Source organism: Sediminibacterium salmoneum NBRC 103935 (genome assembly GCF_000511175.1).
Lineage (GTDB): Bacteria > Bacteroidota > Bacteroidia > Chitinophagales > Chitinophagaceae > Sediminibacterium > Sediminibacterium salmoneum.
Genome location: NZ_KI866530.1, coordinates 2,791,422 through 2,815,215, shown reverse-complemented (window position 1 = coordinate 2,815,215; position 23,794 = coordinate 2,791,422). Strand labels below are relative to the sequence as shown.

Sequence of the window (23,794 nt, the reverse complement as noted above, 5' to 3'; positions counted from 1 at the left end):
TTCACTTATTAAAAATGAATAAAATAACTTTTCATTGCTTTTTTTCTAAACCATTTAAGAAGCTTGCTTTGCTTCACTTTCATGAAACGTTCGTATAGTTTAGAATTCTGTTTAAAGTCTGCAATGGTTTCTTCGGGTTCATAATGATCAGCGGGATCATACAACATGGCCGTACACATACAATTCTTTCTTTCCTTACTCATCAATATATCATAGTTAACACAGCTCTTGCATCCCGCCCAGAACTCTTCGTCATCTGTTAACTCACTATAAGTTACGGGTTCGTAGCCCAATTCGCTATTAATTTTCATTACCGCCAAACCAGTAGTTAATCCAAAAATTTTGGCAGCAGGATATTTTTTTCTGGATAAATTAAAGATTGTCTGCTTAATCTGCTTGGCAACGCCGCTTTTTCGGAAGACAGGCGATACTATCAGGCCACTATTGGCCACGAATTGTTCATGCCCCCAAACTTCTATATAACAAAACCCTACCCATTCGCCCTTCGGCGTTAAAGCAATAACTGCCTTTCCTTCCCTCATTTTGTTTGCTACATATTCCGGACTTCTTTTGGCAATTCCCGTTCCTCTGGCTTTTGCAGAAGACTCCATTTCATCGGTAATAGTGGAAGCAAAATGCACATCATCGACAGTAGCTACACGAACAATAATTGACTGTTCCAACGTATATAAATAAATAAAAAGTGAAAAAAGATAAATTTTGGCTAAGTGCCCTGAAACGTTTCGGAGATATTTTCACTGATAGGGGCAAGTGCCAGTTGCTCGTCCTATCAGAAACCACGTCGCGGCCTCGGTAATACGATAAATGGCAATCGCAACTGCTCCGTAAAATACGAACAGTTGTTAGCGTAAGAATTGTATGAAATGCTTGCTACCATTGTTTCAAATGAGACGCAAAGTTACATTTCTTTGAAATACAAAGGGTAAATAATTTGATTCGGCAGTAAATAGCGCTTATTGTCCAAATCGCATCATCTGCATACCAGGTCTACCCTGGAACATCATATTCCCCGGACCACGTTGCATATTGGCAGCCGGAGATCCAAAGCTTCTTAAATTATACGTAAAGCTAATCATGAAGTAACGCTTCAGCACAACAGTAGACACGTCCTGAATGGTATTTCCAACCACATTTCTACTTAAACTCTGGTTTTGATTCAGCAGGTCAAATACATAGAACTTAATTTCCCCTTCTTTTTTCTTGAATAGCTGCTTGGCTATGCTGGCACTCCACAAAGGAATATTGGTATTGAATCCTTCTGCGCGACCTGTATTTTTAATGTAGCGGAAGTCGGTTGAAAATACCCATCCAGACTTGGTGTAAATAGTAGGTTCAGCAACAAAAGTCTGGGTAAAAAAGTCTCCGTTTTGCTGAGGCTGCAAAGTATAGCGGGCAAAGCTGAAACTGGAGTTAGAAGAAAAGTTCATATCAAAACCTTCCTTGATATTGGTTGTCCAGGAAGCATTGAATCCTGCCGTAGTATTTCTGGTATAGTTGCTCAGGTCATTCACTAAAGTCTGACTTTGGCTTCTGCTTACATTAATACCCAGATTGATATTGCTCTTTGGCTTTTTCAGAGGGAAACCATAATTCACAAAGCCATTGATATTATAAGTTCCGCTCAGGTTAACCGGTCTGGTAAACTGTGCTCCATTGGGTAAATAAGTAGTAGAGTTCTGAATATCATTTGCGGTAAAATTGGCATTGATGGTTGCAAAAAATAATTTCTGACTTACCACATCAAAGGAATTGTACAGCACACGGAAAGTATGAATGAACTGCTGTTTCAGGTTCGGGTTACCTGTGGTAATATTCAAAGGATTTGAATTGTCCACTACAGGCTGTAATTGCTGTGCAGAAGGCTGTGCGGTTCTTCCGTTATAAAAAACACGCAGATTCTTGGTTCTTGAAAAATCGTACCTGAAATTCATGGTAGGGAAAAAATTCACGAAATTCTGCTTGATAGAACTGTCTCTGGTAATATTTTTACTCACCAGTTCACCTACCTGCACTCCGGATCCTATACTGAAATTAAATTTCTCTTTCTGAATTCGCCAGTTTAATCCCACACGATTCGAATTAAAACTATTCTCAAATACGTTGGTTAAGTTGGGGACCACTAAATCGTATTGTCCGGTTGTTTTATTGAATGCAAAAGTTCTTGTGCCGGAATTATTTACATTATTGTTATAGTTATAATTGAATTCCAAGATCTGATTCTTGCCAATTGGTTCGGTGTAAGACAAAGTAGCATTCATCGTTTTGCTATCTCTGTTGGTTACGCCAATCTGATTAATGGTATCAGAATAGGGAATTGGCGTATTAAAGAAGTTGTTGATGGAATAATTGGATGTATTACCATCATTCACATTCTGACCAGGATTAAAAGCTATAGAGTAAGTTCTGCCTTTCTTTTTAAAGCGGTGTCTGAAAGTAGCTTCCAGACTGGCGTTATAGCCACTATTGGTTCTGTCGGTTGAAGCAATGGAATTATTTAAATTCTTGCTGATTCCCCTGGTTGAAAAAGTAGTTACATCTGTTGCCGACTCAGATTCCTGATAACTGATATTCGGACGAATAATCAGGGAGTTGGATGAATCGAACTGATGTTCAATATTTAAATTGATTCTGTGATTCATATTTCTGGTAACAGAATTATTTACCTGACTATTAAAAATGGAAGAGTCTGGATTACCGGGAATCAGGTTTTGCGTTAAGCTATTCTGCTCTCTGAAAGTTTTCAGGTCATTGTAAAAATAACTGCCCGAAACTTCTGTTTTCTTGCCCCATATATCCTTGTAATTTAAACCAGCAGCCAGGGTTTGAACAATACCACCACTACCACTTGAGGGTGCATTGGAAATGGTAACGGTTCTGCCGCCGCCACCGCCGCCACCGCGGGCACCGCCACCTGCTCCACCACCGCCACCGAATAAATCCTGAGCGCTGAAGTTCTGTTTGTTAACGTTATTGGCCTGACCTGTAAAAGTCAATTGCATGTCACCGTTAAAATGACTAAGATTTAAATTATTATCAAAGCGTCCTTCCTGAGAATCGGAGCCTCCTCCAAGCACTGCTCTTCCGAAATATCCTTTTCTTTTATCTTTCTTGGTTGTGATATTAATGGTTTTGATTCTGTTACCATCATCAAATCCGGTAAATGCACTTTGATCATTCAAGGCATCAAATACCTGAATTTTATCAATCATATCCGGAGGTAAATTCTTAGTAGCCAATTTGGGGTCGTCTCCAAAAAAACGTTTTCCGTCTACCAGAATTCGTTGTACATTCTCTCCCTGTGCCTTAACCGTTCCATCTGCTTCTACCTGAACACCAGGCAACTTTTTCAGCAAATCCTCCATTACTGCATTGGGCTTTGTTTTAAAACTGGAAGCATTAAACTGAACCGTATCTTTTTTTATTGTTACCGGAGATTGCGTTACCACCACTTCACCCAGGTCTGTAGCAGCTAATTTTAAATAAATAGTACCTAAATCAACATTTGCATTTGCTTTTGAAAAAGTGATTTTTTTGGAAAAGGATTCGTAGCCTTGAAACTTAATCATCACAATCATTTCTCCAAATGAAATCTTCTCTACTACAAAACTTCCGTCGGGTTTTGCCAATCCAAAAACATCCAGCGTAGAGTCTTTTGCTTCCAATACAGTAATAGAAGCATCTTTCAATGCCTGCTTACCCACACTATCCACCAATTTTCCTTTTAAAGTAGCTGTATTTTGCCCCATTACAGAAAAAGAAGCAACCATCCCAATCAATAAAAACAATATGCGCATAATGCTGAATTTGAAAACATAAAACTAATAATGCTTCAAGCAGAATGCTTGAAGATTAATTTTAATGGCAAGCTACCATGATAATAGGAAACTTAAGAGTCTAAATCGGTGAAAACCTTAACTGAATAGGTACTCTACGTCTTCTTTTGTTAAAGTTTTAACAAATCCTTCGTCGTCAGTAATTACTTCTTTCGCAAGGTTTCTTTTACGTTCCTGAAGTTTTAAAATTTTATCTTCCACCGTATCTGTACAGATCATACGGTAAGCAAAAATATTTTTGGTCTGGCCAATCCGGTGGGTTCTGTCAATAGCCTGTTGCTCAACAGCAGGGTTCCACCAGGGATCTACAATATAAACATAGTCGGCAGCTGTAAGATTTAAACCCACACCTCCGGCTTTTAAGGAAATCAGAAAAACGCGGCAGCTGTCTTCATTCTGAAATCTTTGTATGGCCCGCTCCCGTTCAGCAACAGTGCTGCTTCCATCAAAGTATTCATAGTCTACACCCAATTCTTTCATTTTCTCTTTAATTAATGAAAGCATGCCCAGAAACTGAGAAAACACAAGTGCTTTGTGATTGCTGATATTCTCGGTGATTTCTCGGCCCAGTTCTTCTAGCTTTACTGAAACATTGGGATAGCGTTCTTCTTCTTTTATAATGGCAGGACTATCGCATATTTGTCTAAGTTTCATCAAGCCCTGTAAAATTGTCAACTGCGATTTCTGAATTCCCTGGTTCTCAACCACCCCCAGTATCTTATCCCGGTAATCATTCCGGTAAGCCTCATAAATTTTACGCTGCTCATCACCCATTTCACAGAACAACACCATTTCCTGCTTTTCAGGCAAATCTTTAGCCACTTGTTCTTTGGTACGTCTTAGTATAAAGGGATATAATAATTTCCTTAAATGGTCTTTCTGCTCTTTTTCTCCAAACTTATCAATGGGTATGGAAAACTCCTGCTTAAAGAATTCCATGCTTCCGAGCATACCCGGATTCAGAAAATTCATTTGCGCATAAATATCAAATGTGTTATTCTGCAAAGGAGTACCACTTAAACAAAGTCTGCTCTTGGCCTTTAATAAGGAAGCCGCTTTGGTTACTTTACTCGAAGGATTTTTAATCGCCTGGCTTTCATCTAAAATTACATAATCAAAAGCAACATCCACAAACTGCTTGATATCACTTCTCAGTGTTCCGTAAGTAGTTATAATTACATCATAGGCTTTGTTGCTGATTCCGTCTTTTAACCTGGCACCGCCGTGATGCACATAAAAACTGATATCGGGTGTAAATTTCCTGATTTCATTTTGCCAGTTAAACATCAGGGTTGTAGGACAAACCACCAATGCTTTTAAATGCCCGTTTCCCATTTTCAGGTGGTGTAAAAAGCAAAGTGCCTGTATGGTTTTACCCAATCCCATATCATCTGCCAGGATTCCTCCCCACTGTACTTCCCTTAAATAATTCAACCACTGGAATCCGCTTTCCTGATAAGGCCTTAGAATGGATTGTAAGTGTGCAGGTGCTGGAACAGGCTTTATTTCATGATTGCCTTTAATTCGCTCATATTTTTCTTCGAGCTGAAAAGAAAGTTCTTCCTCATCTCTTTGCAGATAGAGTTCTTCAATTACACTGAAATGATACTTGCTCAGTTTCATATTACCCGCCTTTCCTTCACCTACTCTGAACAACAGCGCATATTTCTTAACCCACTCTTCCGGCAGTATTCCCAAAGTACCATCTGTAAGTTGCACAAACTGTTGCTTGTTAGCTAACGCTTTTTTAACATCATCAATGGTTACCTTCTGTTCTCCAAACTGAATTTCCACCTTAGCGTCGAACCAGTCTGTATTGCTGCTGATGAATATTTTGGTGGAAGGTTTGGCTGTATTGAATCTGAAATTTCTTAACGCCTCAAAACCATAAACAGGAATATTCATATCCTTTACCGCATCCATAAAAAGGAAAAACCAGTTATTTTTTAAAACATCTTTCCCTTTTAAGGCCAGTACATTGGAATCCAGAGGTCTTACAAAACCTGAATGTAACTGCTCAATCCTACTCATCAGTTCTTTCTCTGCAGCAATATTTCTATGAATCACGAGCAGACGGTCTGCCTGCGGGAAAAATAATTTTTCCTTATCAGTAGACTGAATATCAATTCCCTTATAATTAAATACAGGCTGAAACAAGAGATATTCTCCCTTCTCTTTCAGCATTATTTTAATTTCAGGCCTTGCATCCCTGATCTCTTCTTTTTTAACATTCGCAAACTGTACAGAGTGAGTTCGGGAAAGAGGAAGAATAAAATGAGTAAGCTGTTCTGCCCATTCGGCAGCAGGTATAATGATTTTACCTTTTGGCAGAAACTTCTCTGCCAATAAAATGTCTTCCGCTTTTTTCCAGATAAAGAACTCATCCTGAAATTGAAACACGAAAGATGTTTCCATTGCATTCTCACTGAGTGAAACGGTTTTGGATGGAAGTTCTATAGTACAGGTTATTTCGTATTGTTCATCCTTGAAATTGATGCTGAAAGAAGGCTGAATAAAATGATCGGAAAAACGGGCCTTAACCAGATTCTCCGTAACAAATCTTTTTCCGGAGGGCAGATAAAACACAAAGGCAGAAGCTGCGTTCTCAGCAAAAAGTTTTTTGAATTTGGGATGCAGGTACTCGTTAATTAAACCCTTTGTTTCTTCGGGCAATTCATCATTGTGTTGTTGAATTATATTTTCCCAGATGCCACTAAAGGGAGAGTTTCTGTTCAGGTATCGGTTTACTTCTGCTGACATTAGCTTACGAAGCTGCTGAATCAGCATTTTATCATCTTCAGAGAATACAGCAGTATTAATGAATTTGGTTAGATCCAGTTTTTCTGTTTTTCCCAGATATTTCAATAGTTCTTCGTCTGGTTCACCCTGAATTACTTCCATTTGAATAAAGGGGTATTGCGCAGCCGTACTGGTTACAACCAAACCAAGTTTATAAGTTGCCTCCTGCTCCGACTCCTGCTCAATAACAGCAGGAGCATCCGCTTTCTCCTGTAGCAAAGGCTTTACTTCCTGGTTCCCTGAAATACCCACTCGTTTAATGCTGCTATCCAGCACACGCAGAAATGGTTTGCCATCTGTATAGGTGAACTCGAACTTTCCTTTCAGATCATCCGCCAGCGAATACCCGTAAAGTGCCAGCAATTTATTTTTTTCCTTATCCCAGTTGCGGATTGAATCAAAATAATTGGCACCGTGGTTTTTCAACAATTGTAAAAAAACAATGGTTTTATGAACACATAGCGGATGAGAACTGTCCGAATTGCAATTACAGCTGGTATCAAAATTTCGCTCTTCATTTTTCTGGAGTACAACCACATGCTGTTTACCTTCCATCTCCAGCTCTGCAACAACTCTTTCGTTTTTTGCTTCCTTTATGGTTGCTGTATTAGTCCTCAGGTATTCTTCCGCTTTTTCAAATGATTCAGTTGCACTTAACATTTTAATCAGCTTCAGATCGAGCAACCTGATTTTAACTACCGTATGTTTCTGATCGTAAACAGTCTCCCTGTCCCCGAGCAAATTCTTATCTAGCATGTCCTGCAAATGAAACAGGGCGCCAGCCTTGTGTCTGCATACTTCAGAAAGATTATAAGGACAACTGCAACGCAATGAAATGGTAGCCGGATCTTTAAACTGATTCACATGCACTTTGTAAAAAGTACTGTACCCGTCATCTTTCACCCGGAAAATAATATTACCCATCAGATCGTCATACTCCACCAATTCTACCTGACCTAATGAATGAATTTTCTTTCCTCTTCGAATTACTTCATCGGTACCAAAATTGTATATATGTTTAACTAAATACGGTAGTGCCATTGCATTGTATCAGTCCCAAAAGACCAATTTGCAAAAGTAAAGAAAAGGGTTAGGAAAACCGCATTCAAAATTAAAATAAGCCGGAATCTACTGTTATTTAACTCTCTTTTATTACCAGGTCGCCATTCTTATAAAAAGGCAAAATATTTGCCCGATCAGGAGTTACGCAATATTCAAGATCTTTTTCCAGACCGTATTGTGCCAGTCTGTGCCAGTGCGTGGTATTTCTGATAAAGGATATTAAATCGTCCTTGTGCAGTTCGTACATATTTTCGGCCATTAAACTGCTGTCGCAATGAATGGTAAAATGCTCTTTTATTCTACTGATAACGGCCCCCGCAAAAAGCGTATCCTCCAGATTGAACTTATCCTTCCACGCAGAACAACCCAGTATTACATTTTTCTTTGATTCAATTAAATGCTCACATACAGCAGATAAATTCGGAAAAGACCCGGTGATAACTTCTGAAGCGCCATTCTGCAAAGCCATATGCAAGAGCTTGGTGCCATTGGTAGTTGTTAAAACCAGGGTTTTGCCCTCAACAAATTCCCTTGGATATTCGGCGGGTGAATTGCCGTGTTCAAGGCCTGCTATCACTTTGCCATCCCTTTCGCCAGCTGTAATCCCCCCCGTATTTTTTCCTATCTGTATACACTTGTCTACCGTATCTACAGGAATTACCCTGGCAGCCCCATTGAAGAGTGCAGTGGCAATGGTTGAAGTAGCACGAAATACATCAATCACCACCACAATGCTGTTGCTAACATCGTATATATCTAATAATTTGGGAGAAAGTATGGTATGTAATACAGGTTTTGTACTCATGGGGCGCAAATATAGTTTAAGATAATTCTACAGAGGGGTCCCAGAATATTTTTTCGAACTCAAGAACCTGATCCTCCTTTACTTTAACTTTTTCTTTAGCCAGCCGCTCTTCCATTTCAGTAGGCGTGGCAAAATGCATTTTACCGGTTAGCAATCCTTGTCGGTTTACAACCCGATGTGCAGGAATTAACGGATTGGAGTGTGCGGCATTCATGGCCCAGCCAACCATTCTGGCACTCAATTTAGTACCCAGAAAATTCGCGATGGCTCCATAACTGGTTACTCTGCCCCTGGGTATCCGTTTTACCACTTCATAAACCTGTTCAAAAAAGGAAATGTCTCTGGCTCCACTGGGAAGCACTTGCTTCAACTTTGCCATAAACAAGTAGAATTATGCATTTTCAGGAGAACTTTTTTTCTCCTGTAACAATTGTGATTTCTTAGGTTCAGGTACAGATTCATATTCATAAGGGCAATGACGACAACCATATCCACAACAATAACCCTTTTCCAAATGATAGGCCTCGGTAAGGACCATATACCCCTTATCGTCGTAATAAAAATCCTTGCCCTCAATCAATTGCTGACTCACTGATCAATTGTTTTAAAATTTCATCTTTTTCCACCGGAATAGGCTGATTCAATTTAAAGCAACAATAATGTATCCGGTTACTGCCTGCTATATCCAACCCTTCATAGTGTGTTTTAATGGTAAGCTCCGGAGCAATTTTGTCCATAGCATATACATTATCCGATGAAAACAACAACTCAAACTGAAATAAGTTGATAACGGTCATGGTAAATTGATACAAATCGGGGCTGTCTGTTTTAAGGTGAATTAAACCGCCGGTTTTAAGAATGGTCTGATACAATCTAAGAAACCTGGGATGGGTTAGCCTTTTTTTAAATCGGGATCCCCTAAGCTGCGGATCAGGAAAGGTAATCCAGATTTCAGCTACTTCACCCGGGTTAAAATAGTCGGTTATTTTATCGATATGAGACCGGACAAAGCCAATATTGGTCAGATTTTCATCAAGAGCTGTCTTTGCTCCACGCCATATACGATTCCCTTTTATGTCGATGCCAATAAAATTGCGATCGGGGTACATTTTACCCAAACCCACTGCATATTCTCCCTTGCCACAGGCCAGTTCCAGGGTAATCGGGTTATCGTTTTTAAAAAAAGTAGCCCATTTCCCCTGCATATCCTGAGGATACTCTAAAACATTAGGAAAAGTTTTAATTGCTTCGAATCGAATTAGTTTTTTCTGACCCATAAGCGCGAAGATAAGTGGCATTTTAACAATTCCCCGCTAGGCAATTTCAAAAACAATGGTAGTTTTGTAAAGTGAAGAAATGGGGCCTCATAGTATTACTGACTATTTATGCTACCGCCAGTTTTGGGGTAAGCATACAGCAATTCTATTGTTGCAACCAACTAAAGTCTACCAGCATCAGTTTTGTTCCTGCAGAAGAGAATAGTTGCGGAATGAAACACAAAATGAAGGATTGCTGTAAAACCAAGGTGAAATTTGTAAAACAGCAGGACACGCATTTTGCTCAGTCCGCAAAAACAGTAACTCCTTTCCTTGAGCATTACGAGCCGCTTCACTTTTTTACTGATGCTGAAATCACTGAATTAAACAGTGGCAACCAACTAAACAGCCCCATCCACGGTCCGCCCCTCATTCATTCCGGCGTATCGCTTTATCAGTTTTATTGCAACTACAGAATTTAATACCGTAGTTAATCTCCCTTTATGCCCCTAATCAATTAGACGGGCATTTTCGCGTTCCATCGCATCTTCTTTATCATTTATAAATTAAACCAACATGAAAAAAACAATCATGCTTGTATTAGCAGGTTTCCTAAGCCTTGCTACTTATGCACAGCAAACTGCTCCAAAACAGGACAGCACAAAAGCTACGCATTCCTGTCCAATGCACCCTGAAATTACAGGCTCTGAAAAGGACAAATGCAGCAAATGTAAAATGGCATTAACGCCGGTAAAAAGCTATGTATGCCCTATGCATGCAGATGTAACCAGTACCAAAAAAGATGCTAAATGCACCAAATGCGGCATGGCTTTAAAAGAAGCCAAGCCTGCACACAGTAAGCACTAATTAATCAGTTCCCGGTTGCTGAAAAGGCAATCGGGAACTTGTAAAAAAGAAGAAGATGAAAAAATACATACTAGGTTTATTAGCACTTATGATGGTAAGTTTTACCCTAAGTGCTCAGCAGACAAATAACAAAACTGCTACAGATACTACTTATACAACTGTTCAATTCAGGGTAGAAGGCGCCTGTGAAATGTGTAAGGAAAGAATTGAAGAAGCGGCCAAAGGAAAAGGCGTACAAAAGGCAGAATGGGATATTGATTCTAAAATACTCACGCTACAATATTTCCCAACCATTGCCAACCTGAATAAAGTGAAAGACAGGATTGTGGAAGCAGGTCATGATCTGCTCAATAAAAAAGCAAAAAACAATGTCTATAATGCTTTACCCGAATGTTGTCATTATCGCGACGAAGGCAAGAAAGCACATGAGGCAGAAAATATCAATACCGACGAAGTAAGAGGCATTGTACTGGAAGCAGATAAAAAAGGACAGTTCAATCCACTGTTCCAGGCAAGTATAAAATGGCTCAATACAGAGAGAGGTGTGCTTACCGATAGCCTGGGTTACTTCAGCATCCCGTTAAACAGTGCATCCAATCGGCTAATCATTAGTTATATTGGATACAAGGCAGATACTTTTACGGTAGAAAACCCATCTACTTTAAAAGTAATACTAGCAGATGACCAGGCTTTGCACAACGTAACGGTTACCAATACACGCAGATCCAGTTATATCAGTACAATCAGCCCTATTCGCTCAGAGATTATGACAGCAAAAGAATTATTAAAAGCAGCCTGCTGTAACCTGAGTGAGAGTTTTGAAACCAACCCTTCAGTGGATGTTTCCTACAACGATGCGGTAACAGGTTCCAAACAAATTCAGTTATTGGGGCTTAGTGGTAATTACACACAGCTGACAGTAGAAAATTTACCGGGCCCAAGGGGATTAGCCACGCCGCTTGGACTGAACTCCATTGCAGGACCATGGATTGAATCCATTCAGTTAACGAAGGGGGTTGGATCGGTTGCCAATGGCTTTGAAAGTATTGCCGGACAAATTAATGTAGAGCTCAAGAAGCCAGGAGTGGGTGAGAGACTATTGGCGAATATGTATATTAATGAATTTGGCAAGACCGATTTAAACCTGAATCTGCAAACACAGCTCAGCAGCAAATGGTCTGCAGGATTGTTACTACACGACAACTTTTTAAACAATGCCAATATAGATTTTAATAAAGATGGTTTCCGCGATTTACCAACCGGCAACCAGTTTAGTGTGGTAAACAGATATCAGTACAATGATTCAAAAGGATGGATGGCACAATTCGGATTCAAAGTAATGAAGGACAACAAAACCGGAGGCCAAACCAATTTTGATCCGAAGCGTCACCAGAACTCGAATAGTATTTATGGTTTGGGGATTAATGTTAACCGTTATGAAGGATTCGCCAAAATCGGATACGTGTTTCCACAGAAAGTGTACAAAAGCATTGGCTTGCAAATAGCAGCCATTCGCCACGATCAGGATTCTTATTTTGGTAAAACCATTTACAATGCAAAACAGAATAGTTTTTACAGCAACCTGATTTATCAGAGCATCATTGGCAACACCAATCACAAGTTCAGAACAGGAATGAGTTTGCAGCATGATACCTATGACGAGGTATTCAATGTAACTCCTTATAAAAGAACAGAAACCGTGAGTGGTGCATTCTTTGAATACACCTATACACCAACGGAAAAATTCAGTTTGGTTGCAGGTATCAGAGGAGATTATAATAGTTTATTCGGGGCTTTTGCAACTCCCAGATTACATATCAGATACGAACCGGTGAAAGGAAGCATTTTCCGGTTCAGTGCAGGAAGAGGACAACGCACCGCAAATATATTTGCAGAGAATACCGGCATTCTGGTTAGTGCAAGACAGCTCAATATTATTGGTGGCGTTGCAGGAAAAGCCTACGGGCTCGATCCTGAAATTGCCTGGAACAGGGGCATCAGCTTTGATCAGTCTTTCAGACTCTTCAACAGAAAGGCAAGTCTCGCCATTGACTTCTACCGAAATGATTTCACCAATCAGGTAGTTACTGATCTGGAGACCACCAATGAAATTCGTTTTTATAATTTAAAAGGCAAGTCTTATTCCAATAGCTTTCAAACCGAAATCAGTATGGAGCCCATCAGTCAGCTGGAATTAAAAATGGCCTATCGCTTTTTCGATGTAAAAACAACTTATGGAAATGAATTGCTGCAAAGACCCTTTGTATCACAACATCGTGCTTTCCTGAGTTTGGATTACACAACCGAGAACAACTGGAAATTCAATTATACCGTAACCTATAACGGACAAAAACGAATTCCTTCAACCGCAAGCAACCCCATTGCTTTTCAGCGCGAGACCCAATCGCCCGATTTTTACCTGATGGCAGCACAAATCAGCAAGACCGTTGGTAAGAATAAGCATATGGATTTTTATGTGGGTGCTGAAAACCTGACCAACTTTTTTCAGCAGGGGGTGATTGTATCCGCCGCCAATCCATTCAGTCCGTATTTTGATGCGTCGCTGGTTTGGGGACCCATCAATGGAAGAATGTTGTATGCAGGCTGGAGAATGCGCTTGAAATAGTGTATTGAAGAACATGAAAACGTTCTAAATAGAAAAGCCCCGGTCTCAATTGAGCCGGGGCTTTTTAATGCTGTAGGGGGAGGGATCGAACCTCCACGAGGCAGTTAGCTATAGCGCAAAGTTCAGTGGTCGACCCTGGTCGTTCCAATATTGCTACCGAAACGGCTCTACACTACGTTTATCCTGTTATCCTCACCCCCGAGACAAGAGGGTATGTCTGCCAAAAATTTCATCACCCCACAGTAAAAAGAACTAATTTGTTACTTTGATAAATCAAAATTAAGACAAAAAGCCTTTCGTTAATTAATTTTCAAACATTTTAGTCAAAATATAGATATTATCTAAAATTTAAGATATATATTTGAATATTATTTAAATAAAAGCGGCAAAATGACCACTAAATTGAATCTTGACAAACTCGATTTCCAGATAATTCAGGAAATGATGGAGGACGCTGAAATCTCCTACGCAGATTTAGGCAAGAAATTATTCGTTTCGGGTGGCACCATCCATGTACGAATAAAAAAACTCGAAGAACTAAAAGTAGTGAAAGGTAAAAAATTATCCGTAGACCTCAAATCACTGGGCTATGATGTTATTGCCTTTATTGGTATATACCTGGAAAAAAGTTCCTTGTACGATTCCGTAGCCAAGGAGTTAAAAAAGATCAAACAGATTGTACGTTTAAACTACACAACAGGCAATTACAGCATGTTTGCAGAAATCGTTTGTAAGGACATTCAGGAATTGCGATTTGTTTTACACGATGAACTTCAGAAAATAAAAGGAATTGAGAGAACAGAAACTTTTATTTCATTGGAAGAAAGTCTGGATAGAAATGTAGTTGTTAGTCCAAATTAATCATTCAATCATGAACACCGCAACGTTTAATATAACAGAGCTAAGCAATTTATTAATTAAAAAATGGAAAATAATTCTATTGTTTTCCTGTCTATCAGTGGCTGCAGCTGCGGGTTTCAGCTTGCTGATAAAACCGGAATATACCGCAACAACCAAATTGCTTCCCGGCAACTCCGTTCTGGCAGATAAAGCAAGGCTGATGAATCCTTCCATACAGCACTTATACTCTTTCTTTGGCAATGGAGACGATGTGGATAGATTATTGAGTATGGCAGAAACCGACACCAGCTTAAAACAGGTCATGAGACAATTCAACCTGAAGGATTATTATACCATCAACGAAAAAGACGAGCAACTTACCGAATTCAAAACACTTGAAAAATTCAGGAAAGATATCTGGTTGGGTAAATCAGTCAATAATGAACTGATTATTCGTAGTACCCATCAAAACAGAGATACTGCAGCAGCTATAGCTAATTTTATTGCTACGCAAACAGGTAACTCACTGCAGGCTATCTGGAAAAACATCTACCAACAAATCAGTGTTCAACTGGATAGCAACATCCAGCAACTGAAGAAACAATATCTGCTGACTTTGCAGAATAAAAACAGTGAAGAAAAACTGTTGCAAACTGAATCTGCTGCCATTCTAAAACAAATTAATAGTTTCAACGAACTCAAAATAGAAACAGATCTGGCAGTTTCTACTACCCCTGCTGCTATCATTGTAGTTGAGAAAGCAAGTCCTCCGGCAAAAAAAAGCTGGCCCGATCTTGCTGTTATCCTGCCTTTAGCCGCATTATCTGGAATGCTTTTTAGCATTGTGTTAATCTTAGCCAGCAACAAACCCAGAACCTTTTAAATGCTCACCAAAATCCATCAAAAATGGCTTTGGGCAATTGCAACAGGCATTTATGCATTGTGTTGCTTTGCTGCCATTTGCTGGAAAGAACCGCTTTGGCTAATGGTTCCCTTTATTCTGATTACTGCCACGCCAGTAACACAATGGATTACGAAAAACACAGAACAATTGTACTGGTGTTATTTATTGGTACTACCCCTTTCCACTGAATTTAATTTTACACCCAGCCTGGGTATGGACCTCCCCGGAGAACCCATACTCATTGTATTAACACTGTTACTTTCTGCCTCTTTTATTTATCAGCCCCATCTCTTTTATTCCCTGATTAATTCAGTGATAGGAAAATGGCTGATTGCATACGTTTGCTGGATGTTCATCAGTATGAGCTATGCAGAAAATACATGGCTGGCTACCAAATTTATACTTGCCAAAATCTGGTATATTCTACCGCTTGTTTTTTTAACAGCCTGGATTCATATCAACAGACCCAATTTTAAAAAGCTGGCATTATTGCTCTGTATTCCTATGCTGTTCGTAATAGTACAGGCGCTCATCAGACATGGGATGTATGGATTTGAATTTGTAGCCATTAAAAAAGCAATGGCTCCTTTTTTCAGAAACCATGTAAACTATTCTGCCATGCTGGTTTGCCTGTTACCTACAGGTTGGTTGATTCTTTATTTTACAGACAATGCAGTCAAAAAAAAATATGTAAAAATTGCTTTATTTACTGGCCTGGTAGCTTTGTTCTTTGCCTATTCCAGAGGAGCCTGGCTGGCTTTACTGGTAGGTATAATTGGTTATTATGGCATCCGGAAAAACCGTATGGGTCAACTATTGTTTGCAGGAATTATTACTGCCAGCATTAGCATTGTCCTCCTGGTCAACAACAATCGTTTTTTAGCTTTCGCCCCGGAACACGATGAAACCATTTTCCATGAAAATTTCTCCGCACATTTATCGGCAACTGTTGGCTTAAAAGACATATCCAATGCCGAGAGGTTTCACCGCTGGGTAGCAGGCTTCAGAATGATTGCAGAAAAACCCATCACCGGTTTTGGTGCCAACAGTTTTTATCCATCCTATCAACCTTACACGATTGCCCCTTTTAAAACCTGGGTAAGCAATAACCCAGAACATTCCACTATACACAATTATTACCTGCTGCTGGCTGTGGAACAAGGCATTCCAGCCCTGATCATTTTCGGGGGGCTTATCATTTATTTAATTCTGCAGACACAAAAATTGTATCACAGTTTTCAGCAAAATTATTACCGGAAGATTTCCCTGGTTACCGGAATTGTTTTAATGATGATTGCATCACTGAATGGTTCAAGCGACCTGATTGAAACCGATAAAATCGGAGGACTGTTCTGGCTATGTACAGGAATGGTACTAACCCTTCAGCAATTATTAAAAAGAGAACAATCCTCTATTGCCAGTTAAGCAGGATAAATCAGGTCTTGACCGATTATTGCCAATTTTAATCAATAATTAATGAAAAAGGGATAAACACAAGGATAGATTTGGTATCTAATATAGAAACGGAAAAGTGAAAATGTTCAGATTACTAATGTCACCCTTTATACTAGCAGGTTTATTTATTTACGCATGGTTTCCTGATAAGTCAAAAGAAAATTACCATCAGCGGGATTATTGAACTTTCCTGCTTTTCCACTGATAAGATCCAAACTTACCTAACCAGCCGGCAATTACTGTATATACAATATGGAATGGTTGCATTAAAGGAAAATACAGCAACCATTTTTTCAGTTGAAAAAAATGGGCAACAGGCAAAAGGAATCCTAGTTCTGCAATGGTTTTAATTGCAATTAATAAAAGCACATGCGGAAACAAAACCGGATAAAACAAACTGGCAATCAGTCCGGCAAATAATATGGCATTCAGCAGATATACCAGCCAAAGTACCAGCAATATGCCCTTGTCTTCATAATAACTGGCTTTGCTGGCCCAACGGATGCGTTGGTGTAAAAATTGTTTCCAATTGGGCATAGGAGCGGTTAGAACAATAGACTTGGCTGAAAATAAATAGGATAGTCGATTGCCAAACTCCCTTTTCATTTTATGCATGAGCAACATATCGTCTCCACTGGCCAGATGATCAATCCCCCTGAATCCCCCCACCTGTTCAAATGCCTGCTTGCTGTAAGCCAGATTAGCCCCATTGCACATGGTATGTGAACCGGCTGATACAGCGGCAGCAGTAATTCCCTGTAAACTCATAAAATCGAGCAATTGAAAAATGCCACTGAACTTTCCATTATAAGTAAACATTACCGGTGCCGCAATAAAAACCGGATTCTCTTTGGCAATCATGGCACTAAAATGATGCAACCATAAAGGGGGCACAATACAATCCGCATCCGTTGTTACCACCCAGGTACCCTTACTTTTAGAAATAGCCAGTTCAATTGCCTTCTTTTTATAGGCCAACTGATTACCATCCGGATAAAAATCCTGTAAAGAGATCAATTGTAAATGCGGAAACTTCAAAGACAGACTCCTGACTATTGCAGCCGTATCATCGGTTGAAAAATCATCAACAACAATAATTTCATAGGAATCCACGGGATATTGTTGTGCCAGAATACTATTTAAGCATGCTTCAATAGCTTCTGATTCATTTCTGGCAGGAACAATTACAGAGAAAAATACGGGTGTCTGCAGTGCTTTGGGAATAGGCTCGAAAGGTTTCAGCCGGTTAAACCAAAAACGATACAACCAGATCAACCCGCTGTATAAAGCGGCCAGTATTATCCCTATAATCAGAAACCAGGACTCCATTACGGCAAAGAAAACCAATCTATTCCAATAAAACAGATAGTTAAAAACCAGCTTGCCCAAAAGTTTCATTCAAATTTTATCTATTAATTCTTGGTTTTATGAAAGAAACGGGTCAACTTTGAATTAGTTGCATAACTAACTATATGCCAAACAACCATTTTAAAAGAGGAGAATTATACAGCGTCATCAATGGGATGGCTTCCACCGCCGTGGCAAGAAGATTGCAGAAAAACTTCCGCAATGCGGGATTGGAAATTACGATTGAGCAGTGGAGCGTTTTATACCATTTATGGAAGGAAGACGGATTAAGCCAGCAGGAGCTCTGCAACAGAACTTTCAGAGACAAACCCAGTATCACCCGCTTAATAGACAATTTAGAAAAACAACAACTGGTAAAAAGAGTAGCCTCTCCTACCGACAGAAGAATCAACCTGGTTCAATTAACACAGGCGGCCAAAGATCTTCAGCAAATTACCATCGACCTTGCCAACCAGACTATGTCGGAGGCTTTGGTAGGTGTTGACAAGAAAGAAATTGAAATTGTTAAATCGGTTTTTCAGCGCGTATACGATAACCTAACCTTAACACCGGTAGAACAATTGAATTAAGAACTTTATAAACACATTAAACAATTAACGATGGAAGCCACAAACAAAACAAAAGCCCTCTTGGGTGGAGAATGGATCATCAAAGAAAGCAATCCCCATGAAACTTTTATTCCAGAGGATTTCAATGAGGAACAGCAGATGGTGATGGATATGTGCCATCAGTTTTTGAACACAGAAGTATTACCCATTGTAGACCGTATCGATAAAATGGAGCCCGGACTGGTAGCTTCATTAATGGATAAGGCTGGTGAACAAGGGTTACTGTCTACTTCTTTTCCGGAAGTATATGGTGGGCTGGGTAAGGACTTTATTACCTCTACCATTGTAAATGAAGGTATGGGTGGTGGATATTCTTTCTCTGTTGCAGTAGCAGCACATACCGGTATTGGTTCATTGCCTATTTTATATTTTGGTACAGAAGCACAGAAACAAAAATATATTCCCAAGCTGGCCAGCGGGGAATGGAAGGGTGCTTATGGATTAACAGAGCCGAATAGCGGTAGTGATGCATTGGGTGCAAAAACAACAGCCAAGCTAAGCGAAGATGGAAAATATTATATTTTAAATGGACAGAAATGCTGGATCACCAATGGTGGTTTTGCTGATGTGTACACCGTGTTTGCTAAAATTGATGGCGATAAATTCACCGGATTCATTGTTGATCGTGGCACCGAAGGATTCACACAAGGACCGGAAGAACACAAAATGGGAATTAAAGGGTCTTCTACCGTTCAATTGTATTTCCAGGATTGTAAAGTGCCTGTTGAAAATGTACTGGGTGAAATTGGCAAAGGACATATCATTGCTTTCAATATCCTGAACATTGGTCGTTTAAAATTATGTGCAGCAACACTGGGCGGTGCTAAAAGAGCAACCGACACTTCTGTTCAGTACGCCAAAACCAGAGAGCAGTTTAAATTACCCATTGCCAAGTTTGGTGCTATTCGTCATAAAATGGCTGAAATGGCCATTCGCTTATGGGTTTGTGAATCTGCTTTATATCGTTCTGCAAAATGGATTGATGATAAAGAACATGAACTGGCTGCCAGTGGCAAATCATTTGCAGAAGCCTTATTAGGTGCAGCAGAAGAATACGCCATTGAGTGTGCTATTTTAAAAGTATATGGTAGTGAAGTGTTGGATTATGTAGTAGACGAAGGAGTGCAAATTCACGGAGGAAACGGTTTCTCTGATGAATACGATATTTCAAGAGCTTACAGAGACAGCAGAATAAATAGAATTTATGAAGGAACCAACGAAATCAATCGTTTGTTAACCGTAGATATGGTATTGAAGCGTGCCATGAAAGGTAAACTTGATTTAATGGGACCCGCTATGGCTGTTCAAAAAGAACTGATGAGTATTCCTGATTTCGGATCGGAAGAAGAAGGTACTTATGCAAAAGAATTGAAAGCCATTGCTAACTTCAAAAAAGCCATTTTAATGGTTGCTGGAGCTGCCGTTCAAAAGCTAATGATGCAATTAGACAAGGAGCAGGAAATTTTAATGAATATTGCAGATATGGCCATTGAAGTTTTCCATGCAGAAAGTGCATTGATGCGTGTTATGAAACTGGCTTCTTTAAAAGGAGACGCAGCAGTTGCAACACAAAATGATATCATGCGCACCTATTTGTATGATGCAGCTGACCGCATAAACAAAGCAGGTAAAGATGCATTGAACAGCTTTGCAGAAGGCGATGAACTTCGCATGATGCATATTGGACTGAAGCGTTTTACCAAAGTAGAACCATTCAATACCAAGGATGCTCGCAGAAGAATTTCAGATCGTCTGGTAGCAGACAATGGTTACAAAATATAATCAGCCTTATTTGCAGAATTAAAATAAAAAGCCCCTGCCAACTGGTCGGGGCTTTTATATTTCATTTAATAGTTTTTAGTTCCGCATTCTGTTGTGATAATCAGCATATCCCGGTCTATCAAATTAGCGCCTGATTTCTACTCTGGTTCCAACTGGCAGCATTTCAAATAATTCCTGCACATATTTATTCTTTGTACTGATACAGCCTTCTGTCCAGTTACGATATTCATCAATGGCAAAATCATCGTGCGGTACTGTTCCGTGAATGCCTATATCACCCCCTATTTTTGCATTGGGAGGAATAATACCCAGTGCTTTCCGTTGATTGAATTTGGCATAGCTTTCTGCTGTTGGATAATCAATCAGCATGAATCTTTCCCACCTGGCATGCTTGCGTTTTCCGGTAATATGAAACACTCCTTCCGGCGTTCGTCTGTCTCCCTGGTACAATTTATCTCCCAGGTCTTTGCTTCCAAATACAACCGGATAAGAAGCCAGCCACTCTCCTTCTTTGTCATAAATCTTTAGCTCATACTCGCTCTTGATAATATACACGGAATAAGTGTCCTTATCTGCTTTGGAAGGATCCAGCACCCTGTGTTTTCTGAAAGAAGTGGTCAGGGTAAAACCAGCAAAAAATAGTGTCCAGTAGATTGCCCTTTTCATATTATCTGACTAAGAAACGAAAATTAAGCATTTGAATTGTGCTTCAACTGTTAATTCAAATTCCATTAACAAAGATAAAACTTTGGGCAAAATTTTACCAGGTACTCAATCTTACGCCCACTACAAACGGATATTGCTCTAAACGGGTAACATCTTTTTGCAATTTATTCAGGCTATAGGATCCATACAGACGAACCGGACCCAGACCAATTTCACCAATGGCAGCCAAACGGAAGGGTTCCATATAGAAATCTGCCTTTTCTTTCACTTTACCCCTCTCTGCACTGATTTGCTTATTCCGGCTCGCAATTAAATAGCCGGCACTAACACCTGCACTAAAGCTGAATCCTTTGCGCTTATCAGGGGTAGTATTAATATTAATCATGAAAGGAACTGTAAGGTATCCGGCGTATAATTTATTCTTGGTAAAACTAATGGAATCATTGAATACATAAGGTGTTGGACTATTGTTGTAGCTTAATCTGGAATCGTACCTGAAATTGTACATTTCCAGACCCAGGCCATATTTCAGATTCAGCACATTCTTGCTCACATTCAACTTTTGCATGAAGAACCAAAGATTCACGTTAGAAGACTTACCGGTATTCAAACGATAACTGTTCTCATTTACCGGACCGTCCTGAGGTCGGAAGGTTCTGAAATAAGAACCAGCCTGTGCATACCCATAATCGGTATTGTCGCGCATATTGGCAAAACCCAGGTCTACAATCCACCAATTGGTACTTAAGTTTTTACGCTTGGCGGGTCTGCGTTCAACTCGCAGCAGATTGTAATTGTCTTTATTAATTCTTACCGATCCTGCGCTGTTATCGTCAGAACCTTTTTTCTTAATGATAACAAAATTTCCCACTTTGATGGTATCGGTCTCAGAACTTGATTGTGCACTTCCTGATACTGCAATGCATATCATTGCTACCATGCTTACGATGCTTTTCATATTGTTTGCTTTATGTTAACTGATTATTTTCTTTGTCTGCCGTCTTCTTCATTTTGCTTTGCTCTGGAACGGAAAATACTACCTGCTTTTCGGAACAATCCGCGTAGTCTGTCCTTGTTAATTTCGAGAGCACCTATGTAAAGACTTTTATCTTCATCCGAATCTTCCAAAGCAGTGTAAATGGGCTTTGGTTCTTCCGGGGCTGTATCTGTTTTATCTTCCCTTGTTTCTGAAAGCATCGGCTTTTCAACTGCTGCCATTACAGGAACCACTCTTTCCGTATTAACTGGAGTTATGGTTGGGTTGGGTTGCGTTGATACCGTACTATTCACGGGAACGGCTTCCTCCTGATTTTTTACAGGTACGGTTTCTACCATTTTAATGATTGGATTGTTATTGGCAATTACCGGGGCTATTACCTGCCCTTGATTCATTTTATTATTACCCTTTACCGACTGATTGTCTGCAGCAATAATTTTTACAGTAGGATAATTATCCCCTTCACCTTGTTTTACTGAGCTTTGGTCAACTGAATTTGCATTGGAAACCGGATCTGCACTTTCTGCCTGACCAGCAGATTTACCGGGAGTTCCCACCAGCTCCGGTTCTGCTCCCCCCACTTCTAATGGTGTTTTTAATGTATTGGTTGGAGCAAGCATCCAAACGGTTGCCATGATACCTATTACTGCTGCAGCCGCTGCATAACGCATCCAACGCAGGTAGAAAATCGGGCTTTTTCCGGAAGCTTCTCTTCTGTACAATAATTCTTTATTGGCAAACACCATTGTTTCCGCAGGCAATCTCGTTTGTTGCAACCATTCAAATTCTCTTTGCAAAGAAGGATGCTGTAAAACAAAAAGCTCAACCTGCATTTTTTGCTCAGCAGACAATTCATTATCTGTGTACATCAGGAACCACTCTTCATAATTATTGAGTGAAATATCCTGACCTTCTTTTTTTAATAAAGCTTCCTTACCTTCAAAAACCAGATTGTCTTCCGGTTGCAGTAGGGTGCTTTGAAATAAAGCCAGCTCCTCTGCCAAATCAGGATTTTCTGCTACAAACCTTTCTACAGCTACCTTTTCCTCAGAACAGAGTTCACCATCTACATAAAGCAGAAAGTAGGTTTCGTAATTATTTCGGTTAATAACAATCATTATAAAATATTTTCGGCGCTAACCAGATAATTTTTTAAAGTAAGCCTGGCCCGGTGCAGATACACTTTTACCTGACTCTCGCTGAGGCTCATAATCTTGCCAATCTCTTCGTAACTATAGCCTTCATAATCTTTCAACATCACCAGACTTTTCTGGGTTTCATTCAATCTGTTCAACGCCTCCATCAGCGTTTTCCTTATTCCAGACTGGGGCTGATACTGAACACCTGTTTGCTCTTCAAATGTTTCTTTTAAATGAATCCTTTTGTTTTTCCGGATATGATCTATCATCTGATTATATCCCACTGTAAACAAATAAGACTTTGACTTTTCTGCTTCAACCTGATCCCGGTTTTTCCATAGTTTTTCAAAACTCGACTGTACAATATCCCTTGCGTCTTCCTCGTGCCGAAGATTTTTCACGATAAACCTGAAAAGGCCATCGGCATGATTGGTTACACATTCATTGTACTCAAACTCGGTCATACAAATTGAAACAGTTAGTGGTTTTGTATCTGTAATACGGATTAACAGCCGTAATGTTACAGATGCCGAAAATTTTTCATAAAATTAGAAGCAAAGCGCTATGTAGTCTTACCAAATTGGTACAAAAGGGGATAAATCTCCTTAATTGGTAGATAATTGAAAAACATCCAGTAAGCCCCACTGAACAAATAACCAGCTAAGAAATGCATAAACAAGAATAAGCACCCAAAGGGAACCGATAAAATAGCGGAAGCCTCTTTTGGCAATCTTAGTCGTGGGAGGCAAGGCACACAGGGGATAGG

General features: G+C 39.7%; 20 protein-coding genes. 8 read left to right on the top strand and 12 right to left on the bottom strand.

Features of this window, described 5'->3' with window-relative positions; translation table 11 throughout:
- Window positions 1-8: 8 nt before the first annotated feature.
- The 7 genes from P767_RS0113115 to trmB all read right to left on the bottom strand — a co-directional run bounded on the left by P767_RS0113115 (window position 9) and on the right by trmB (window position 9,797).
- Window positions 9-683, bottom strand: coding sequence for an N-acetyltransferase (locus tag P767_RS0113115; RefSeq protein WP_026764879.1), 675 nt, complete (start codon window positions 681-683; stop codon window positions 9-11).
- Window positions 684-974: 291 nt separating this feature from the next.
- Window positions 975-3,815, bottom strand: coding sequence for an outer membrane beta-barrel protein (locus tag P767_RS17095; RefSeq protein ID WP_051417355.1), 2,841 nt, complete (start codon window positions 3,813-3,815; stop codon window positions 975-977).
- Between the two features lie 117 nt (window positions 3,816-3,932).
- On the bottom strand, window positions 3,933-7,694 hold the full coding sequence (locus tag P767_RS0113105; RefSeq protein WP_026764878.1) for a DEAD/DEAH box helicase: 3,762 nt from the start codon (window positions 7,692-7,694) through the stop codon (window positions 3,933-3,935).
- Window positions 7,695-7,791: 97 nt separating this feature from the next.
- Window positions 7,792-8,520, bottom strand: a complete 729-nt coding sequence (locus tag P767_RS0113100) for a 2-phosphosulfolactate phosphatase (RefSeq protein WP_026764877.1) — start codon at window positions 8,518-8,520, stop codon at window positions 7,792-7,794.
- Window positions 8,521-8,536: 16 nt separating this feature from the next.
- Complete coding sequence (locus P767_RS0113095) at window positions 8,537-8,899, bottom strand: MGMT family protein (protein ID WP_051417354.1); 363 nt, start codon at window positions 8,897-8,899, stop codon at window positions 8,537-8,539.
- A gap of 12 nt (window positions 8,900-8,911) precedes the next feature.
- Entirely contained in the window at window positions 8,912-9,112 is a 201-nt protein-coding gene (locus P767_RS0113090) for a DUF5522 domain-containing protein (protein WP_026764875.1), read from the bottom strand.
- Window positions 9,093-9,797 (bottom strand): tRNA (guanosine(46)-N7)-methyltransferase TrmB, encoded by a 705-nt coding sequence (trmB, locus tag P767_RS0113085; RefSeq protein ID WP_026764874.1) that lies wholly within the window; start codon window positions 9,795-9,797, stop codon window positions 9,093-9,095. The genes P767_RS0113090 and trmB overlap by 20 nt, the downstream gene beginning before the upstream one ends.
- Before the next feature lie 71 nt (window positions 9,798-9,868).
- Between trmB and P767_RS0113080 the strand changes: the two genes are divergently transcribed.
- The 6 genes from P767_RS0113080 to P767_RS0113050 all read left to right on the top strand — a co-directional run bounded on the left by P767_RS0113080 (window position 9,869) and on the right by P767_RS0113050 (window position 16,438).
- Window positions 9,869-10,258 (top strand): HYC_CC_PP family protein, encoded by a 390-nt coding sequence (locus P767_RS0113080; protein ID WP_026764873.1) that lies wholly within the window; start codon window positions 9,869-9,871, stop codon window positions 10,256-10,258.
- 94 nt (window positions 10,259-10,352) lie between these two features.
- Entirely contained in the window at window positions 10,353-10,643 is a 291-nt protein-coding gene (locus P767_RS0113075) for a heavy metal-binding domain-containing protein (protein ID WP_026764872.1), read from the top strand.
- 55 nt (window positions 10,644-10,698) lie between these two features.
- Entirely contained in the window at window positions 10,699-13,269 is a 2,571-nt protein-coding gene (locus P767_RS0113070) for a TonB-dependent receptor domain-containing protein (protein ID WP_026764871.1), read from the top strand.
- 390 nt (window positions 13,270-13,659) lie between these two features.
- Window positions 13,660-14,130: an Lrp/AsnC ligand binding domain-containing protein gene (locus P767_RS0113065; RefSeq protein ID WP_026750326.1), complete on the top strand. Its 471-nt coding sequence runs from the start codon at window positions 13,660-13,662 to the stop codon at window positions 14,128-14,130.
- Window positions 14,131-14,140: 10 nt separating this feature from the next.
- A complete protein-coding gene (locus P767_RS0113055) occupies window positions 14,141-14,992 on the top strand; it encodes a Wzz/FepE/Etk N-terminal domain-containing protein (protein WP_071840090.1) in 852 nt (283 codons plus the stop codon).
- Window positions 14,993-16,438 (top strand): O-antigen ligase family protein, encoded by a 1,446-nt coding sequence (locus tag P767_RS0113050; protein ID WP_026764868.1) that lies wholly within the window; start codon window positions 14,993-14,995, stop codon window positions 16,436-16,438. It abuts the gene before it with no gap.
- 207 nt (window positions 16,439-16,645) lie between these two features.
- On the opposite strand, the gene P767_RS17090 is transcribed toward P767_RS0113050, so the two are convergent.
- Window positions 16,646-17,866, bottom strand: a complete 1,221-nt coding sequence (locus P767_RS17090; protein WP_051417352.1) for a glycosyltransferase — start codon at window positions 17,864-17,866, stop codon at window positions 16,646-16,648.
- Between the two features lie 74 nt (window positions 17,867-17,940).
- On the opposite strand from P767_RS17090, the gene P767_RS0113040 reads away from it, so the two are divergent.
- Together P767_RS0113040 and P767_RS0113035 are read left to right on the top strand one after the other, a co-directional pair.
- The gene (locus P767_RS0113040; RefSeq protein WP_026764867.1) at window positions 17,941-18,405 is read left to right on the top strand and encodes a MarR family winged helix-turn-helix transcriptional regulator; all 465 of its coding nucleotides are present in this window, start codon (window positions 17,941-17,943) and stop codon (window positions 18,403-18,405) included.
- 30 nt (window positions 18,406-18,435) lie between these two features.
- On the top strand, window positions 18,436-20,226 hold the full coding sequence (locus tag P767_RS0113035; RefSeq protein ID WP_026764866.1) for an acyl-CoA dehydrogenase family protein: 1,791 nt from the start codon (window positions 18,436-18,438) through the stop codon (window positions 20,224-20,226).
- Window positions 20,227-20,349: 123 nt separating this feature from the next.
- Here P767_RS0113035 and P767_RS17085 read toward each other — a convergent pair whose 3' ends face one another.
- The 4 genes from P767_RS17085 to P767_RS0113015 form a co-directional block, all read right to left on the bottom strand.
- Entirely contained in the window at window positions 20,350-20,892 is a 543-nt protein-coding gene (locus P767_RS17085) for a L,D-transpeptidase family protein (RefSeq protein WP_051417351.1), read from the bottom strand.
- 94 nt (window positions 20,893-20,986) lie between these two features.
- Complete coding sequence (locus P767_RS0113025) at window positions 20,987-21,850, bottom strand: outer membrane beta-barrel protein (protein ID WP_026764865.1); 864 nt, start codon at window positions 21,848-21,850, stop codon at window positions 20,987-20,989.
- 23 nt (window positions 21,851-21,873) lie between these two features.
- Window positions 21,874-23,007, bottom strand: coding sequence for an anti-sigma factor (locus P767_RS0113020; protein ID WP_026764864.1), 1,134 nt, complete (start codon window positions 23,005-23,007; stop codon window positions 21,874-21,876).
- Window positions 23,007-23,492, bottom strand: a complete 486-nt coding sequence (locus P767_RS0113015; RefSeq protein WP_026764863.1) for an RNA polymerase sigma factor — start codon at window positions 23,490-23,492, stop codon at window positions 23,007-23,009. The genes P767_RS0113020 and P767_RS0113015 overlap by 1 nt, the downstream gene beginning before the upstream one ends.
- Window positions 23,493-23,794: the final 302 nt, after the last annotated feature.

Bases quoted from the DNA above. Each gene is read 5' to 3' on its own strand.
- P767_RS0113105 (WP_026764878.1), bottom strand. From the start codon at position 7,694: ATGGCACTACCGTATTTAGTTAAACATATATACAATTTTGGTACCGAT.
- P767_RS0113020 (WP_026764864.1), bottom strand. From the start codon at position 23,007: ATGATTGTTATTAACCGAAATAATTACGAAACCTACTTTCTGCTTTAT.
- P767_RS0113025 (WP_026764865.1), bottom strand. From the start codon at position 21,850: ATGAAAAGCATCGTAAGCATGGTAGCAATGATATGCATTGCAGTATCA.
- P767_RS0113055 (WP_071840090.1), top strand. From the start codon at position 14,141: ATGAACACCGCAACGTTTAATATAACAGAGCTAAGCAATTTATTAATT.
- P767_RS0113095 (WP_051417354.1), bottom strand. From the start codon at position 8,899: ATGGCAAAGTTGAAGCAAGTGCTTCCCAGTGGAGCCAGAGACATTTCC.
- P767_RS0113070 (WP_026764871.1), top strand. From the start codon at position 10,699: ATGAAAAAATACATACTAGGTTTATTAGCACTTATGATGGTAAGTTTT.
- P767_RS0113035 (WP_026764866.1), top strand. From the start codon at position 18,436: ATGGAAGCCACAAACAAAACAAAAGCCCTCTTGGGTGGAGAATGGATC.
- P767_RS17090 (WP_051417352.1), bottom strand. From the start codon at position 17,866: ATGAAACTTTTGGGCAAGCTGGTTTTTAACTATCTGTTTTATTGGAAT.
- P767_RS0113075 (WP_026764872.1), top strand. From the start codon at position 10,353: ATGAAAAAAACAATCATGCTTGTATTAGCAGGTTTCCTAAGCCTTGCT.
- P767_RS0113040 (WP_026764867.1), top strand. From the start codon at position 17,941: ATGCCAAACAACCATTTTAAAAGAGGAGAATTATACAGCGTCATCAAT.
- P767_RS0113100 (WP_026764877.1), bottom strand. From the start codon at position 8,520: ATGAGTACAAAACCTGTATTACATACCATACTTTCTCCCAAATTATTA.
- P767_RS0113065 (WP_026750326.1), top strand. From the start codon at position 13,660: ATGACCACTAAATTGAATCTTGACAAACTCGATTTCCAGATAATTCAG.
- P767_RS0113015 (WP_026764863.1), bottom strand. From the start codon at position 23,492: ATGACCGAGTTTGAGTACAATGAATGTGTAACCAATCATGCCGATGGC.
- trmB (WP_026764874.1), bottom strand. From the start codon at position 9,797: ATGGGTCAGAAAAAACTAATTCGATTCGAAGCAATTAAAACTTTTCCT.
- P767_RS17085 (WP_051417351.1), bottom strand. From the start codon at position 20,892: ATGAAAAGGGCAATCTACTGGACACTATTTTTTGCTGGTTTTACCCTG.
- P767_RS0113050 (WP_026764868.1), top strand. From the start codon at position 14,993: ATGCTCACCAAAATCCATCAAAAATGGCTTTGGGCAATTGCAACAGGC.
- P767_RS17095 (WP_051417355.1), bottom strand. From the start codon at position 3,815: ATGCGCATATTGTTTTTATTGATTGGGATGGTTGCTTCTTTTTCTGTA.